Below are 16,308 nucleotides of genomic sequence, written 5' to 3' on the forward strand. Positions count from 1 at the left end.
GCAAGTCTCCTTTAGTAAGATATATTTTTTAAAGTAACAGAATTATTTATCTCACGCAAGAATTTACTGGCGTTTTATCAAGGAAACTCCGCCCTGTCTTCGTATTCTCAGACAAGGCGGAACTTTAAACAAAAATCAATTGTCATTCACCTGTTTTAGAAGGCGATGTTTGTCGCGTTTTATTTTTTCGTTCATATTTAAAATGGTAGATAGCGAACAAAAGAATAAACCAGATAGGTGTCAATATTAAGGATAAACGAGTATCTTTTCCTAGGAATAACACGACACAAATAAAGATCATAAATAAGAATACTAAAATATTACTTACTGGGTAAAACGGCATTTTGAAACTGTGCGCTTTTTTACCGATCATACTTCTGCGATATTTCATATGTGTATAGACTAGAATGCTCCAAACAAATAAGAAACAAGTCGTTGCAATACTGCTGATCAACGTAAAGACTTCTTCAGGCATGACATAATTCAAGATAACCGCCATTAAGATAACGATTGTAGAAAAGAATAATGCATTTCCTGGAACATGATGACGAGTCAGCTTTTTAAACGATTTTGGCGCGCTTCCTTCTTGTGAAAGAGAGCGGAGCATACGTCCGGTGCTATAAATTGCGCTGTTGCAGGCAGAAGCTGCTGCACTTAGAACAACTAGATTAATGATCGTAGCAGCTGTAACTACACCGATTTCAGCGAACACTTCGACAAAAGGACTCTTGTCAGCTTGCAAACTGTTCCATGGGTAGATAGACATGATGACGATCAAAGCACCTAGATAAAAAAGAATGATTCGAATCGGGATATTGTTGATTGCTTCTGGCAATACTTTTTTTGGATTTTCTGTTTCGCCAGCAATCAAGCCGACCAATTCAATCCCTACAAAGGCAAAGGTCACCATTTGAAACGAGAGCAGGAAGCCATTGCCGCCTTTAGGGAAAAAGCCGCCATGTGACCAGAGATTACTCAATGAAACTGGTCCAAATCCTGTTTGATAACCCGTTACAAGCATATAGACACCCACTAAGATCAAGGCAATGATAGCAACCACTTTAATCAAAGCAAACCAAAATTCTAATTCACCGAATAAAGAGACGGCAATCAGATTAAAACCTAAAAGCAGCACTAAAGCGATCAATTCCGGCAGCCATTGCGGAACATTTGGTGCCCAGAAACGAACATACATACCAATAGCTGTCAAATCGGCCATAGCGATAGCGATCCAACAAAACCAGTACGTCCATCCAGTGATAAACGCCGCTTTTTTTCCAAGATATTCTGCAACAAAGTCTAAGAACGAATGGTTATCGGTATTTGACAGCAGAAGCTCTCCTAAGGCACGCATGATCAAGAAACAGATCCCGCCTGTTATTAAGTAAGCGAGCAGTATCGAAGGGCCAGCTAATTGGATCGATTTTCCGGAACCTAGGAAAAGCCCGGTCCCAATCGCGCCGCCAATCGAAATCAATTGGACATGCCGGTTTTTCAGCCCGCGCTGCAGCTCTTGCTGATTTTCTTCCATAGTTTAATCATCCTAACTTAAATATTTGAGTTGCGTTAATTTTAAGAGAATTTTCAGAAAATTACAAGCCCTTTCCTTCTATACAGGAGAAGGAGGGGAAGCAAAAGGCGCTAACACTGGGGAAAATCCAAGTATCTTTTTTTCTGTTTTTGATTAAAAAACATGATACTAAGTAATAAAAGAGAAAAGGCATACAAAAAAAGCAGAAAAGTGCGTCCTAGCCTTTATTAAGAACGACAAATGTTTCGAAGCAGCTTGCGGAAAATCTGATTTTAGTTTGCTGTAAAATTTACAAAAAAACCACTAAAACAAATCGTTTTAGTGGTTTTTGGTTTATGGATTTAAAATACGTGATAAAAACTCTTTTGTCCGTTCTTCTTTTGGATGAACAAAGATATCTTCTGGTGTTCCTTCTTCTGCGATAACGCCTTTGTCCATGAAGATGACACGGTCTGAAACGTCTTTTGCAAATTCCATCTCATGGGTAACGATCAACATCGTCAAACCAGTATGCGCAAGATCTTTCATCGTGTTCAATACTTCGCCGACCATTTCTGGATCGAGTGCAGATGTTGGTTCGTCAAACAGCAAAACATCTGGGTCCATAGATAAGGCACGAGCGATTGCGACACGTTGTTTTTGTCCGCCGGAAAGTTGAGAAGGTTTTGCATGGATGAAACTTTCCATGCCGACTTTTTCCAAGTTTTCCATAGCAACTTTTTTCGCTGCTGCTTTGTCTCTTTTCAAAACAGTCGTTTGTCCGGACATACAATTTTCTAAGACGTTCATATTATTGAACAAGTTGAATGATTGGAATACCATACCAAGATTCGTGCGGTATTTTGGCAAATTGTATTTTGGTGCGAGTACATTCTCACCATTGTAAATGATTTCGCCGCCTGTTGGTTTTTCCAACAAGTTGATGCAGCGAAGGAAGGTTGATTTCCCGGAACCAGAGGAACCAATGATCGTTACAACTTCGCCTTTGTTCACTGTTACGTTGATATCTTTTAATACTTCGTTGTCTCCGAAGCTTTTTCTTAAGTGGTTGATTTCAATAATTGCGCTCATTTGTCTGCCTCCTTATTCTTGCAAGTTTGAGTTGTCGACTTCTTCGATTTTACTATAGGAAGAAGGGCCGTCGATTTTCTTCTCAACATAACGTAAGATTTGTGTAATCGTAAATGTCATAACCAAGTAGATCACACCAACGATCGCAAATGTTTGGAAGAATTGGAAGTTCGCGCCAGAAGCTGAATTCCCTTGGAAGAATAGATCGGCTACACCAATAACACTCAAGACAGCTGTATCTTTGATATTGATAACGAACTCGTTTCCTGTCGCAGGTAAGATATTTCGCAAGACTTGCGGAATCACGACTTTACGCATGGTTTGACTATGTGTCATACCGATTGCTTGTGCTGCTTCAAATTGTCCTTCATCCACTGCGAAAATCCCGCCTCGGACGATTTCTGTCATGTAAGCACCTGTGTTCACTGAAACGATAAACAAAGCTGCAATCGTTCGGTTTAAGGAAATACCAAATGCTAACGCTAATCCGTAGAAAATAACCATTGCTTGTACCATCATCGGTGTGCCGCGGAAAATTTCTACATAGATCGATAGAAGGATGTTGACGACTTTTTGGAAGAAACGGGCAATTGGATTTTCAGAGTTAGGAATCGAACGGAAGACACCGATCAATAAACCTAAAGTTGTTCCGACTACTGTACCAATAAGAGCGATAAATAGGGTTAAACCAGCTCCGCGTAAAAACATGTTGCCGTATTGATCCCAAATATTTTTGAAATCTGTCAAAATGCCAGATTCTTCTTCACTGTCTTCTGTAGACGCAGGTTGGTCTTTGATTGCTTGGTCCATGATCTGTGTACGTTCATCTTCAGAAATACCAGCAAGGATCTCGTTGACTTTTTGGACATCTGGATCGCCTTTTCTCATACCAACAGCGATTTGTACATCTTCAGGATTTGTTTGGAAGCCTGCTTCATCGCTGAATTCCAACATTTTCAAATCAGGATTGACGCTAGTAGCAGTAACCCCTTCAGGACGTTCACTGACATAGCCGTCGATCATTCCAGATGCAAGGGCTGTCCGCATAGCAGAAAAGTTATCCATTGCTTGTTGTTTTTGGACATTTGGGATTTGATCGATCACTGTATAATGGAAAGTATTCAACTGGGCAGTGATTTTTGCATTAGCTAAATCTTCTAAGCTTTTTGCATCAGCAAATTCGCTGTCTTTTTTTACCACCACAACCAAATGAGATTCATAATAAGGTTCTGTAAAGTCGATTTCTTTTCGACGCTCGGCTGTTGGGCTCATACCAGCGATGATTGCATCGATTTTACCGGATTGAAGGGCAGGGGGAAGGCCGTCCCATTTTGTTTGGACGATGACCAATTCTTTACCAAGTCCTTCTGCTACTTTTTTGGCGATTTGAACATCATAACCGCCAGCATAACTATTTTGACCTTGGATAGGCCAAGCATTATTCGCGTCTGTTTGTTGTGACCAGTTGAATGGTGCATAACCAGCCTCCATACCTACGCGGAATTGATTATCAGGGGTTTGTTCGTCGGCAGCCGCATTTCCGCTTAGTCCGATAAGTGAAAAAATAAATGCAAATAGTACTGTAACTGAAACAAAATTTTTTTTCATAGTCTTTCTCCTCTTCTTTTTCTGCATAATACACGAGTGGTCTGATTGACATGAATTGCAGCTGCTTATCTTTAAAACAAAAAACGACCATTTTATGTAACTAAAAAGGCCGCTGGGATTTTCGTAGGTCGATAAACCTCTCACAAAACATAGCGCAACTTAGCATCACTGCTAAGACAGTCCGTAAGCTGTTAACTTACGTCCCAACATAAACTCCAAGCAAAAAAGTTTACATTTCGGCGATCCTCCCTAGCCTTGCTTCGACGTGTTTGCTTCACTCCACAAGTTTAATGATTCTCGCGACCTCTACCTCATTGATTGAGGTATCTCGTATTCAGTTATTTATACATGTGAATAGCTTACGATATTCTAAAACGTTTGTCAATTGTTTACTGCTGTTTTCTGGAAAAACTTGATATATTTAGAAAAAAGGCAAGAAAACCCTTGCAAAAAAGGAATAGAACGTTTGTGATTTAAAAGAATAAATATACGATTTTTTGGATATTTTGTTATTTGTGAATAAAGTTTTCAATAAAAAAAGACTAGCGGATGCCAGTCTCTTTCTGAAATATATTACTTTTTTATTGATAGAAAAAATCGTTTTGCTTAAGCTGCTTTTGCTTTCGGTTCACGACCTAAAATTGCCTGTAAGATGATCGTTACGCCGTAAATCGCTAACACAAGATAGATCAAGCTTGAATATTGCGTGATTCCCCAACCCCACGTACGGTAAACAGCTAATGTGATAGCTAAAACGACCGCCGCCAAGACATTGAAGAAGGCAAAAGCCCAAAGATTCCCGTTTTCTTTACGGACAAAGTAAAAGATAGAAAAGTAAAGACTAAGTGCTAACCAGGCAATACATGCTAAAATAACGCCCCAATAAATAATAAATGGTACCATAGTGATTCACCTCGCTTTTGTACAGCAAGTATTGTAACACGTTTTCATAAATTTGTCAGTCGTGTTTGTGATAAATTATACAAATAAATACAATCGTTTTCTTATAAAATAGTAAAGAACAAAAACGAAATGAAAAATATTTTCTGCAAAATTCTATTCGCAAAGTGCGTATTTTCTATTAGAATCACTATAGTAGACAAGAGGAGGGAGAAGCAATGAAAAGAATCAATCCATCAGAAGCAGCAGCGAAGATCCTTTCTGCTGATCGTATCACTTTTTTGACGGGAGCTGGTGTTTCTACACCGTCAGGAATACCTGATTATCGTTCGTTGGATGGTGTTTATCGCGGTATGGAACGTCCAGAATATTTGTTGAGCCGTCAAGCATTGCTAGAGGAACCTCAGAAATTCTATACGTTTATCAAACATCTTTATCATCCAGATGCTGAGCCAAATCTCATCCATCAAACGATTGCGCAGCTGGAAAAAGAAAAAACAGTTTGGACGATTTCCCAAAATATCGACGGACTTCATCGGGCGGCAGGAACAAGTCAGTTGATTGAATTTCATGGTAATCTGTATAATTGTACTTGCATGAACTGCGGAAAATCAGTAGATTGGCAAGAATATCTGCAAAGCGACCGACACAATATTTGCGGGGGACAGATTCGTCCAATGATCGTATTGTATGGAGAAGGATTTCAACCAGAAGTGATCGAACAGGCTGTCGAAGCGGTGTCACAGGCAGAACTGATCGTTATTATAGGAACAAGTTTTCAGGTTTACCCGTTTCGCAGTCTCATTGAATATAAACAAAAAGAAGCAGAGATACTAGTCATCAATCAAACCGAGATCGACCTGGATCAAGAATACTTTTTTGCTCAATACGATGGAATAGAAGTGTTTGAGCAATTAAACAAAGGAGCCGAAAATGACAAAAACTGAAAAAGAAAAGATGATCGCTGGTGAACTGTATTTTGCAAATGACCCTGAGTTAACAGCTGATCGCGCGTTGGCAAGAGGGCAAATCCGTTTGATCAACCAAGCAGAATCCTCAGAATTGCGCATGCAGCTTCTTAAGGAAACATTTGGCAAAACGGGAAAACACTTATATATGGAACCGTCCATTTATTTTGATTACGGTTATAACATTTCAGTGGGCGAGAATTTTTATGCAAACTTTAACAGTATCTTTTTAGATGTCAGCAAGATAACGATTGGTGATAACTGTATGTTTGCGCCGAATGTCCAACTTTACACAGCTACACATCCGTTGAATCCAGATCAACGAAACAGCGGGCAGGAATATGCACAACCGATAACGATCGGGGACAATGTTTGGATCGGCGGCGGAGCAATTATCATGCCGGGCGTTACTCTGGGAAATAATGTGGTAGTAGGGGCCGGAGCAGTGGTCACGAAGTCTTTTCCTGATAATGTTGTCGTTGCAGGGAATCCCGCAAAAATCATCAAGAAAATAGAGGAAGAACAGCCAACTTCAGAATTAAAAGATGTACGAAAAAAAATCGATTCAATCGATCAGCAAATTGCGGTTCTTTTGGAAGAAAGAATGAATGCTGTGACAGAAGTCAATCGATTAAAAAAACAAACAGACAAAGCAATCTTAGATACAGATCGAGAGAAAGCGGTCTTGAACAATGTCAGTGATGCCGTTCAAAACGCAGCGCTTAAACAGCCGATTTTAGAGACTTATCATGATATCATGAAACATTCACGAAACTACCAAAGCGATTTGCGAAAGGAGAAACATTAAAATGACTGAGGGAGAACAACGGAGACAGGAAATCCTGAAAACTTTAGCGGGAGCCAATAAAGCAGTCAGCGCAAGTAAATTTGCGGAACGATTTGGTGTCAGCCGGCAAATCGTTGTAGGAGATATCGCGCTTTTGCGTGCTGCTGGCGAAGAAATCATTGCAACAGCGAGAGGGTACCTTTTAGAATCAAGCGAAACGACTAAAGGATTTTTGAGTAAGATCGCTGTTCAGCATTCAAACGATCGAATCGAGGAAGAACTAAAACTAATCGTCCAACACGGCGGCGAAGTTGTCGATGTCATCATCGAACATCCGCTTTATGGTCAAATCGTCGGCATGCTCCACATAGAAAACGAGCAGGACGTTGCGAATTTTATGAAGAAATACCAAGAAAGCAATGCGTTGCCATTATCTGAATTGACATGCGGCATCCACTTGCATACGATCCGCTACCAAGAAGAACATGTACTGAAAAAAATCAAGCAAGTATTAGCAGAAGCGGGTATTTTGTACGAAGGTTGATTTGGTTTGTAAATAGAAAAACTTGAAAAATCTATTCCTTTGAAAAAAGAAACATGAGCCATTTGTTATGGGTCCTGACAATTCAATTTACACGCAAGAAAACAGGTTTTTCTTTATCTGTTTTCTTGCGTGTATTTTTTTTCAACTAGAAAACGAGCAGTTTTTTCAACATTTGGAAAATATTGAAAGGAAAATCTGCTAATCTGTTTAATTTCTTCGTTAGAATTAGTAATAAAAAGGAGATGGGGAAATGGGCGAGAAAACGTTGATTTTTGGGTTAGAAGAAAGTGTTAGGAAATTAGGGGAAACTGAGAGTTATTTTGATCAAGGTAACGGTAAAAAAACTTGTCTTTCTGATTGGCTTGAAAATAGGGATAATTATGTAAATAAATATGCGAGAGTTATGGGGATAATAGTAACTAGTGACGGGTTCACTTTCGACAAACTAAATAATATAACAGGATACTACGGGGTATACACAGATTGGTACGATTTAATGTTGGATTATTATAATAGGATCAAAAAGGAAGATAGTCCAGTAAGAACAGTTTTAAAAAATTTATCTAAAGAACAGTTGAAAAATGAGGAACTTCTCACCTCTATGAGTCGTGAAAATCCATTTATAGAGCCCTTTCAACAAATGGGGATAGAAATAGTAAAAGATAAAGAAAACGTACAATTGTGGGTTGTTCTAGATGGGTTAGATGTGAACAAAGCAGCAACGGATAAGGATGCGCTTTACCATTCTACCTTACATCAGATACATGAAGCTTGGCATAACCTAAAAGATAAAACAATATTTTTGAAAGACGATAAAAAAGTACAGGCACCATGGGACAAAAATCCAGAACTTTGGAAACAGCCTAAAAGGACACTAGAAACCCAAAAAGACAGTTTGAATTGTCAAACTTCCTCTCTAAAGACTTTGGAGGGTTTGAAAAAGAATGCTGCTTCTCAAAATATCAACATTAAAAAACAAGTTCCTAAAAAAGAAAAATCAACTGAGACATCCCATTCCAGATAAAAAGCAGGAAAGCTGCAGAGTATTCTCCCAGCTTTCCTGCTTTATTCATTGAATAGCGGCGATTATTCGATTACTAACACACCATTTTTCAAAGCAAATGGATTTTCTTTGTTGATATGGTCGTAGAACATCACGCCATTGATATGGTCGATTTCGTGTTGGACAACGATCGATTCATAATTTTTCAACCGAATCTTGTGTTTTTCACCATTCATATCATAGTAAGAAACTGTTACTTTTGCATGACGTACAACATAACCAGGCACATCGCGGTCGACAGATAGACAACCTTCGCCTTCGCCTAGACAAGACTCTTGGACAGAGTGGCTAAGGATCTTTGGATTATACATAACGGCACTCAAAGATGGTTCTTCCTTTTCAGGATCAGCATTTGGTACGTGCACAGCAATGATTCGTTTTGAAATGTCCAACTGAGGTGCTGCCAAACCAACGCCGCCGCGTAAGTGAAGTTCTTCTGCTTTGATTGGATCTTGGCTGTTGATCAAAAATTCCAGCATGTCTTTCCCTAACTGGATATCGTCGTCGCTTAAAGGAAACTCAACTTCTTTTGCTACTTCGCGTAATGTAGGATTACCTTCGCGAATGATATCGTCCATTGTGATCATGAACTATGTACCCCTTTCGTTTTTGAAAAATATCTTCAAATTTTCAGCTACTATAGTGTATCACAAATCCAAGAAAATGGTAGAAAGTTTGTTTGTTTTTTCTGTCAGCAGAGACATTATGTTCTTGCATTTTCAAGGAGATTCAGGTAAAGTATATCTGTGTGTAAACACAGTCCTGTTACTTGGTTAAACGAGTCACCAACGTTTTACTCAGTCCCAGGGGAAAACTATGAAAGAGGTGGAAATAATGGCAATTTCAAAAGAACGCAAGAATGAAATCATCAAAGAATACGCACGTCATGAAGGAGATACTGGTTCTCCAGAAGTACAAATCGCTGTATTGACTGAAGAAATCAATCACCTAAATGAACATGCTCGTATGCATAAAAAAGATCATCATTCATACCGCGGCCTAATGAAAAAAGTTGGTCACCGTCGTAACTTGTTAGCTTACCTACGTAAAACTGACGTTCAACGTTACCGCGAATTGATCCAACGTTTAGGATTACGTCGTTAATTTTGAAAAAGAGGGTTGTGAGAGAGCTGTCCAGCTCCTCTTTGGGGGAGGCTAGTTGACTCAGGTCACAGCCCCTTTTTTTCTATCAATACTAAAAAAACAATGCCTGTGGAACAGCTAGGTGGACTTCTACTAACCAAATGAAAGCTGCTAAATTGCTGAAGAGATAATTAGAGGTTTTCATTTGTTTAGTAGCGTCTTGCTTTTCACAGGAGAAAAGGAGAAATTATGTCAGAAAAACAAGTTTTTAAAACGACATGGGGCGGCCGTCCGTTACAAGTTGAAATCGGACAATTGGCAAAACAAGCAAATGGAGCAGTTTTGGTCCGCTACGGAGATACTGTAGTTTTAAGTGCAGCTGTTGCCTCAAAAGAAGCCAAAGATACAGACTTTTTCCCATTGACGATCAACTATGAAGAAAAAATGTACGCTGCTGGTAAAATCCCTGGAGGCTTTATCAAACGTGAAGGACGTCCGAGTACAGAAGCAACATTGACTGCTCGCTTGATCGATCGTCCGATCCGTCCAATGTTTGCAGAAGGTTTCCGTAACGAAGTCCAAATCACAAACATCGTGATGAGTGTAGAAACAGATTGTTCACCAGCAATGGCAGCAATGCTAGGTTCTTCTCTTGCTTTAAGTATTTCAGATATTCCATTTGATGGTCCAATCGCAGGTGTTGAAGTTGGCCGTGTAAATGGTGAATATGTCTTGAACCCAACAGTGGAACAAGCAGAACAAACAGACATCGAATTGACAGTTGCCGGTACGAAAAAAGCGATCAACATGGTAGAAAGCGGCGCGAAAGAAGTATCTGAAGAAGATATGCTTGGTGCTTTGCTTTTCGGTTTTGATGCAATCAAAGAACTTGTTGCTTTCCAAGAAGAAATCGTTCAAGCAGTCGGCAAAGAAAAAATGGAAGTAAAATTACTTCAAGTAGATGCAGATTTGAAAAAAGAGATTTTCGCTGCTTCTTACGACACAATGAAAACAGCTGTTATGACAGAAGAAAAACTTGCTCGTGAAGACAATATCGAGAAAGTAAAAGAATCTGTGATAGAAGCTTATGCAGAAAAATTTGCAGAGCATGAAGACGAAGCGCAATTGATGAAAGAAGTAAAACAAATTGCTGAAGACTTGGAAAAAGACGTGGTCCGTGAATTGATCACGATCGATAAAATCCGCCCAGATGGACGTAAATTAGATGAGATCCGTCCGCTTTCTTCAGAAGTATCTTTACTTCCTCGTGTCCATGGTTCAGGTCTATTTACGCGCGGACAAACACAAGCCTTGTCTGCATGTACATTAGCGCCACTAGGAGAACATCAAATCATTGATGGTCTTGGTGTAGAAGTAAGCAAACGATTCATCCATCACTATAACTTCCCTCAATTCTCTGTTGGTTCAACAGGTCGTGCGGGATCACCAGGCCGACGTGAAATCGGACATGGTGCGTTAGGTGAACGTGCATTGGCACAAGTAATTCCTTCAGAAGAAGAGTTTCCTTACACAATTCGTTTAGTAGCAGAAGTTTTAGAATCAAATGGTTCTTCTTCTCAAGCAAGTATCTGTGCCGGAACATTGGCTTTGATGGATGCAGGTGTGCCAATCAAAGCGCCAGTAGCAGGGATCGCGATGGGCTTAGTTTCTGATGGCGAAAACTACACGATTTTAACAGATATCCAAGGTTTAGAAGACCACCTAGGCGATATGGACTTCAAAGTAGCGGGTACTAAAGAAGGTATCACTGCGTTGCAAATGGATATCAAAATCCAAGGTATCACTGAACAAATCTTGACTGAAGCATTGGAACAAGCGAAGAAAGCACGTATGGAAATCCTAGAAGAATTGACATCTACTTTAGCTGCTCCACGCGAAGAATTAAGTCAATATGCACCGAAAATCGAAATGATCCAAATCGAACCTTCTAAGATCAAAGACGTGATCGGTAAAGGTGGCGACACAATCAACGGAATCATCGAAGAAACTGGTGTGAAAATCGACATTGATCAAGATGGTAAAGTAAGCATTGCTTCTTCTGATAAAGAAATGATCAAAAAAGCTATCAAAATCATCGAAGATTTGACAAAAGAAGTGAAAGTCGGCGAAGTTTACCTAGGTAAAGTCGTACGTATCGAAAAATTCGGTGCATTCGTCAACTTGATCAAAGGAAAAGATGGTTTGGTCCACATTTCTCAATTGGCAAACGAGCGTGTCAATAATGTAGAAGATGTTGTCAAATTAGGCGACGAAGTATTAGTGAAAGTCACAGAAATCGACAAACAAGGTCGTGTGAACCTTTCAAGAAAAGTCCTATTGACAGACGACAAAGAAAACCAAAAATAATCTAACTAAATTTAGATAACGCAGACCAACAGCTCAAACAGATTTTCTGTTTGGGCTGTTTTTTTGTAATTAATTTGTTTTTTGCCACAACTATGGAAAAATATTCTGATTAAATCCGACAATAAAACGCTTTATACTTTGTCATGTAGAAAGATGAGAGAAGCGAGGAGAATAGAAATGGCAGAACAATTTATTGCAGCAATCACTTCTTGTCCAGTAGGAATCGCCCATACTTATATGGCCGCAGAAAATTTAGAAAAAGCTGGACAAAAAGCAGGTATCAAAGTAAAAGTAGAAACACATGGCTCAATTGGCGTTGAAAATGAACTGACATCTGAAGAAATCAAAAATGCAAAAGGGATCATCATCGCAGCAGACACAACCATCGATAAAAGTCGTTTTGCTGGGAAACAATTGATTCAAGTCGGTGTTCAGGATGGGATTCATCAAGCCGATGCGCTGATTCAAAAAATCGTCAACAACGAAGGACATATCCAAAAAGGCAGTATTTCTGAATCCGGCAATGAAGGTTCAGAAAAAGCATCTTTAGGAAAACAAATTTATAAAAGTTTGATGAATGGTGTTTCTTACATGGTTCCTTTTGTGGTGACGGGAGGATTACTGATTGCTATTGCTTTGTCATTAGGCGGTCATCCAGGTCCAAACGGCATCACGATTCCTGAAGGCAGTATTTGGGCAACGATGAACACGATTGGCAGCTTAGCAATGGGCTTGATGGTACCTATTTTGTCAGCATTTATTGCTCAAAGTATTGCAGATCGACCAGGTTTAGTCCCAGGGTTTGTCGGCGGGATGATTGCGGCGAACGGTTCGTTATATGGAAGTGAAGCAAATGCAGGTTTTATTGGCGGGATCATTGCAGGATTCTTGGCTGGTTTTATTGCATTAGGAATGAAGAAGATTCCTGTACCTAAAGCGATTCAATCCATTATGCCAATTATTGTCATCCCAGTTATTTCTTCTTTGATCGTTGGTTTCTCTTTTATTTATATTATTGGTCATCCAGTCGCAGCATTGTTCACGATGTTATCTAACTTTTTGGCTGGGATGCAAGGTGGAAGCCAAATCGTTCTTGCATTGATTTTAGGTGCAATGATTGCGGTAGATATGGGTGGACCATTCAATAAAGTAGCCTTTCTGTTTGGTTCAGGAATGATTGCACAGGGAAATTTCAGTATCATGGGACCAATTGCTGTCGCGATTTGTATCCCACCGTTATCTCTAGGTGTGGCAACATTTATTCTTAAAAACAAATTCTCTGCTCCAGAAAAAGAAGCCGGTAAAGCATCCTTTGCAATGGGATTATTTGGGATCACGGAAGGTGCAATTCCATTTGCTTCAGCAGATCCATTACGTGTTATCCCAAGTATCGTAGCTGGTTCAATGGTAGGAAGTGTAGTAGCGACATTAGGTCATGTAACAGACCACGTGGCACATGGCGGCCCTATCGTTGCAGTCTTAGGCGCAGTAGATCATGTATTGATGTTTTTTGTTGCGGCAGTTTGCGGTATCGCAACGACAGTCTTCTTACTTTCGATTTTAAGAAAAGACGTAGCAGCACCAGTTGCAGCAAGTCCAGCCAAAGAGTTTCGTATTTCTACCCCTGAAGAAGCAATCGGAGGAGAAAAAACAGCTTTTGAAAAATTAACAGATATCTTAACCGAAAATAGTCTTGTTTTAGACTTAGATGCAAATACAAAAGAAGAAGCAATCCATGAGTTAGCGGAAAAATTCGATGATTTAGGAAAAATCGATTCAATCAAAGATTTTGAAAAAGCGATTTATCAACGGGAAGAAGAAAGTACAACAGGCATCGGGATGTCGGTAGCTATCCCGCATGGAAAATCCAACACAGTGAAAGAACCTAGCGTCGTATTTGGTCGTAAAAAATCTGGTATCAACTGGGATAGTTTAGATGGTGAAGATTCAAAACTGATTTTCATGATTGCTGTACCAGAAGACAGCCAAGGAGATGCCCATTTGAAAATTTTACAAATGTTGTCTCGCAAACTTATGAATAATGATTTTCGTGAAAAATTGCTTCAATCACAGGGCAAAGATGAAATCATGCATCTGCTTGATACTGTACAATAAGAAAAATAAACGAAAAAAGTCCAAACTGACTTTTGACACCGATCTTCACTGGTAGAAAAAAATTTCTATCAGTGAAGATTCTTGGCGTTTTTGATCCTCTTATTTTTGATTGATTTTTAGTTATTGAAAGACAGCTTTTTTCTTGGAAAGCTTTATGATACTGTAGTAATGGAAATGAGGGAAAAGTATGAAGGGTAGAAGTACATTGAATACGAGGCAGAAAACATTATTCCGCTCTTTATTGGAGGGGAGAAAGGCGACGATACAGGAGCTGGCAGAAGAAAACCATGTTTCTCCGAGGACGATCCGAAATGATTTGGGCAAAATCGAAATGGAATTAAATGAAAGCGGATTTTCTTTTTCGTTTGTAAAAAAACCTGGTGTGGGCATCTGGTTTGAAAGTCCAGAAAAAGCAGAGATTTCCCGTACGTTCCTTCTTCAGCCGGGTACAGAGATTTATGCACAAGAAGAGAGGCGCAGCTTGCTTTTGTTCATGCTTTTGATCAATACAAAACCCTGCACATTAGATGATTTAGCAGAAAATGTCTATACTTCTAAGCAAGTGATTCGAGAAGATTTAACTTTTATAGCAGAATTATTAAGTCATCATAAATTGATTTTGGTGATCAAACCGAAAATCGGGATTTTTGTAGAAGGAGAAGAGCGTGAAAAACGGGAACTGCTTTCCCAAACAGTCAAAGAAAGGATGGAGCTCAAAAATCAGCCTTTGCTGCGTGATTTTTTTCCTGCCCAGCAGCTGCGTTTCTTGTCAGAATTAGTAGAGGAGTTTGAAGTGCAGCATCAGTTGCCGAATAATGGTCAAGTTTTCAATAGTATCGTCATCCATTTATTGTTTATGATCATCCGTGTAAAAGAGCACGCATCTATCCAGCTTAGTCCAGAAGAATGGCATTTTATTCGTCATTCTCATGCGCATGGATTGGCTAAAGAACTAGCAGAAAAGTTAACAATCAAGCTAAGCCTGCGTTTTTCAGAAGATGAGGTCGGCTATTTGGCGTTGCGGATCGCCGCTTTTTATGGCGCCAGCGAAACTCAAAAAGAATTTCTTCAGGAAACGACACAGCATATCGAAGCAATTATTCGTGCACTAATTACAGATGTCCACCAAATCATGGGATACGATTTGTCGGAAAATCAAACATTGCGGGAAAATCTGCGGCTGCATTTGAAAGCGACGTTTACGCGAATCGCCAGCGGCTTCCATATTATCAATCCTTTAAAAGAACAAATCATGAAAAACTATACGCAGCTGTTTCTGATTGTCCAAACGATCAGCGAGGAATACGCAGATAATAAAAAATGGTACATTCCTGAAGAAGAAGTGGCTTATTTGACTGTACATTTGCAAGGCGCTATCGAACGAATGAATGAAGAACCGAAACAACAGTTGAAAACAGTGATTATCTGTAATTTTGGGATTGGTGTCTCTTCTTTTATCGAGGCAAAACTAGCTCGTGCTTATCCTCAGATCAAAGTTATTGGTTTATTAGGTTTGGACGAAGCAAAAGATTCAGCACTTATACAGCAAGCCGATTTTATTTTAGCAACAGCGCCTATCGAATTTGAAAAAACTCCTGTTATTTTGATTTCTCCTTTATTCGAAATGAAGGATCAATCTTTATTGAGCCATTATTTGCGCAAGAATCCTGTACAAGAAAAAATAAAAAAATTTGATATCCATCAATACACAAACCCATTTTTGGTCCATGTTCATCTAAAAGCAGAAACGCAAAAAGAAGTATTAGAAAAAATGGTGAGGAATGCCGAAAATAAGGGATTGGTGACATCCAGTTATCTTGAAACAGTTTTAGTGCGGGAAAACAAGGGAAGTACACGAATCGGAAAATCCATCGCTCTTCCTCATGGCGACATGAATGAGATCCGACACTCTTTTATCTCGATTGCTACTTTAGAAAAACCAGTACTTTGGTATACAGATGAAGTTCAAATGGTCATCCTGCTGGGGTTGAAAAAGCAAGAACTAGGAAATCCAGAAACAAAGAAATTCTTTTCAATGATCCATTATTTGATTGAAAACCAAGAAGTATTCCAGAAGGTAATAAAAGAAAAAGATAAGTTGAATGTATTGAAGCTTTTATCCCATTATTGTTGAGTCAAAATCTCTTTTGTTATCAAGAAATCTTATTTTGAAAATACATGGAATTACTTTATTTGATAAGTGGATGCTTGTTTGAAAAATATCTAAAAATTTTTACGGATTTTACGGCTTCTAAATTGACTTTCTCATTG

General features: G+C 39.2%; 13 protein-coding genes and 1 riboswitch. Of the genes, 8 read left to right on the forward strand and 5 right to left on the reverse strand.

All coding sequences use genetic code 11. The features are described 5' to 3' along the window. Positions 1-142 precede the first annotated feature (142 nt). From IGI64_RS00820 to IGI64_RS00835, 4 genes are all read right to left on the reverse strand, one after another. Positions 143-1,531, reverse strand: a complete 1,389-nt coding sequence (locus IGI64_RS00820) for an amino acid permease (RefSeq protein WP_429939171.1) — start codon at positions 1,529-1,531, stop codon at positions 143-145. A 333-nt stretch (positions 1,532-1,864) separates the two neighbouring features. Further along, on the reverse strand, positions 1,865-2,602 hold the full coding sequence (locus IGI64_RS00825; RefSeq protein WP_016623753.1) for an amino acid ABC transporter ATP-binding protein: 738 nt from the start codon (positions 2,600-2,602) through the stop codon (positions 1,865-1,867). Positions 2,603-2,614: 12 nt separating this feature from the next. Further along, positions 2,615-4,210, reverse strand: coding sequence for an ABC transporter permease subunit (locus IGI64_RS00830; RefSeq protein ID WP_034861705.1), 1,596 nt, complete (start codon positions 4,208-4,210; stop codon positions 2,615-2,617). 142 nt (positions 4,211-4,352) lie between these two features. After that, a riboswitch (Lysine riboswitch) is annotated at positions 4,353-4,527 on the reverse strand. A gap of 289 nt (positions 4,528-4,816) precedes the next feature. Further along, positions 4,817-5,113: a hypothetical protein gene (locus IGI64_RS00835; RefSeq protein WP_016623751.1), complete on the reverse strand. Its 297-nt coding sequence runs from the start codon at positions 5,111-5,113 to the stop codon at positions 4,817-4,819. 215 nt (positions 5,114-5,328) lie between these two features. Between IGI64_RS00835 and IGI64_RS00840 the strand changes: the two genes are divergently transcribed. The 4 genes from IGI64_RS00840 to IGI64_RS00855 all read left to right on the forward strand — a co-directional run bounded on the left by IGI64_RS00840 (position 5,329) and on the right by IGI64_RS00855 (position 8,433). After that, on the forward strand, positions 5,329-6,057 hold the full coding sequence (locus IGI64_RS00840; RefSeq protein ID WP_429939172.1) for an NAD-dependent protein deacylase: 729 nt from the start codon (positions 5,329-5,331) through the stop codon (positions 6,055-6,057). After that, positions 6,044-6,886, forward strand: a complete 843-nt coding sequence (locus tag IGI64_RS00845; protein ID WP_429939173.1) for a chorismate mutase — start codon at positions 6,044-6,046, stop codon at positions 6,884-6,886. Before IGI64_RS00840 ends, IGI64_RS00845 begins: the two co-directional genes overlap by 14 nt. Position 6,887: 1 nt before the next feature. Next, the gene (locus IGI64_RS00850; RefSeq protein ID WP_016623748.1) at positions 6,888-7,409 is read left to right on the forward strand and encodes a transcription repressor NadR; all 522 of its coding nucleotides are present in this window, start codon (positions 6,888-6,890) and stop codon (positions 7,407-7,409) included. Between the two features lie 250 nt (positions 7,410-7,659). Further along, positions 7,660-8,433, forward strand: coding sequence for a hypothetical protein (locus tag IGI64_RS00855; RefSeq protein ID WP_429939174.1), 774 nt, complete (start codon positions 7,660-7,662; stop codon positions 8,431-8,433). 62 nt (positions 8,434-8,495) lie between these two features. Here IGI64_RS00855 and def read toward each other — a convergent pair whose 3' ends face one another. After that, the gene (gene def / locus IGI64_RS00860; protein ID WP_016623744.1) at positions 8,496-9,059 is read right to left on the reverse strand and encodes a peptide deformylase; all 564 of its coding nucleotides are present in this window, start codon (positions 9,057-9,059) and stop codon (positions 8,496-8,498) included. Between the two features lie 247 nt (positions 9,060-9,306). On the opposite strand from def, the gene rpsO reads away from it, so the two are divergent. The 4 genes from rpsO (at position 9,307) to IGI64_RS00880 (ending at position 16,171) form a co-directional block, all read left to right on the forward strand. Continuing rightward, positions 9,307-9,576 carry a 30S ribosomal protein S15 gene (gene rpsO, locus IGI64_RS00865; RefSeq protein WP_034861701.1) on the forward strand — a complete coding sequence of 90 codons (270 nt, stop codon included), beginning with the start codon at positions 9,307-9,309 and terminating at the stop codon, positions 9,574-9,576. A gap of 228 nt (positions 9,577-9,804) precedes the next feature. After that, positions 9,805-11,922, forward strand: a complete 2,118-nt coding sequence (gene pnp, locus IGI64_RS00870; protein WP_016623741.1) for a polyribonucleotide nucleotidyltransferase — start codon at positions 9,805-9,807, stop codon at positions 11,920-11,922. Between the two features lie 177 nt (positions 11,923-12,099). Further along, on the forward strand, positions 12,100-14,037 hold the full coding sequence (locus tag IGI64_RS00875) for a fructose-specific PTS transporter subunit EIIC (protein WP_429939175.1): 1,938 nt from the start codon (positions 12,100-12,102) through the stop codon (positions 14,035-14,037). Positions 14,038-14,224: 187 nt separating this feature from the next. Next, positions 14,225-16,171 (forward strand): BglG family transcription antiterminator, encoded by a 1,947-nt coding sequence (locus IGI64_RS00880; protein WP_429939176.1) that lies wholly within the window; start codon positions 14,225-14,227, stop codon positions 16,169-16,171. Positions 16,172-16,308 lie beyond the last annotated feature (137 nt).

It is taken from the genome of Enterococcus sp. DIV0210g, from assembly GCF_050559705.1.
Taxonomy (GTDB): domain Bacteria; phylum Bacillota; class Bacilli; order Lactobacillales; family Enterococcaceae; genus Enterococcus_B; species Enterococcus_B faecalis_A.

Bases quoted from the DNA above. Each gene is read 5' to 3' on its own strand.
- IGI64_RS00820 (WP_429939171.1), bottom strand. From the start codon at position 1,531: ATGGAAGAAAATCAGCAAGAGCTGCAGCGCGGGCTGAAAAACCGGCAT.
- IGI64_RS00825 (WP_016623753.1), bottom strand. From the start codon at position 2,602: ATGAGCGCAATTATTGAAATCAACCACTTAAGAAAAAGCTTCGGAGAC.
- IGI64_RS00830 (WP_034861705.1), bottom strand. From the start codon at position 4,210: ATGAAAAAAAATTTTGTTTCAGTTACAGTACTATTTGCATTTATTTTT.
- IGI64_RS00835 (WP_016623751.1), bottom strand. From the start codon at position 5,113: ATGGTACCATTTATTATTTATTGGGGCGTTATTTTAGCATGTATTGCC.
- IGI64_RS00840 (WP_429939172.1), top strand. From the start codon at position 5,329: ATGAAAAGAATCAATCCATCAGAAGCAGCAGCGAAGATCCTTTCTGCT.
- IGI64_RS00845 (WP_429939173.1), top strand. From the start codon at position 6,044: ATGACAAAAACTGAAAAAGAAAAGATGATCGCTGGTGAACTGTATTTT.
- IGI64_RS00850 (WP_016623748.1), top strand. From the start codon at position 6,888: ATGACTGAGGGAGAACAACGGAGACAGGAAATCCTGAAAACTTTAGCG.
- IGI64_RS00855 (WP_429939174.1), top strand. From the start codon at position 7,660: ATGGGCGAGAAAACGTTGATTTTTGGGTTAGAAGAAAGTGTTAGGAAA.
- def (WP_016623744.1), bottom strand. From the start codon at position 9,059: ATGATCACAATGGACGATATCATTCGCGAAGGTAATCCTACATTACGC.
- rpsO (WP_034861701.1), top strand. From the start codon at position 9,307: ATGGCAATTTCAAAAGAACGCAAGAATGAAATCATCAAAGAATACGCA.
- pnp (WP_016623741.1), top strand. From the start codon at position 9,805: ATGTCAGAAAAACAAGTTTTTAAAACGACATGGGGCGGCCGTCCGTTA.
- IGI64_RS00875 (WP_429939175.1), top strand. From the start codon at position 12,100: ATGGCAGAACAATTTATTGCAGCAATCACTTCTTGTCCAGTAGGAATC.
- IGI64_RS00880 (WP_429939176.1), top strand. From the start codon at position 14,225: ATGAAGGGTAGAAGTACATTGAATACGAGGCAGAAAACATTATTCCGC.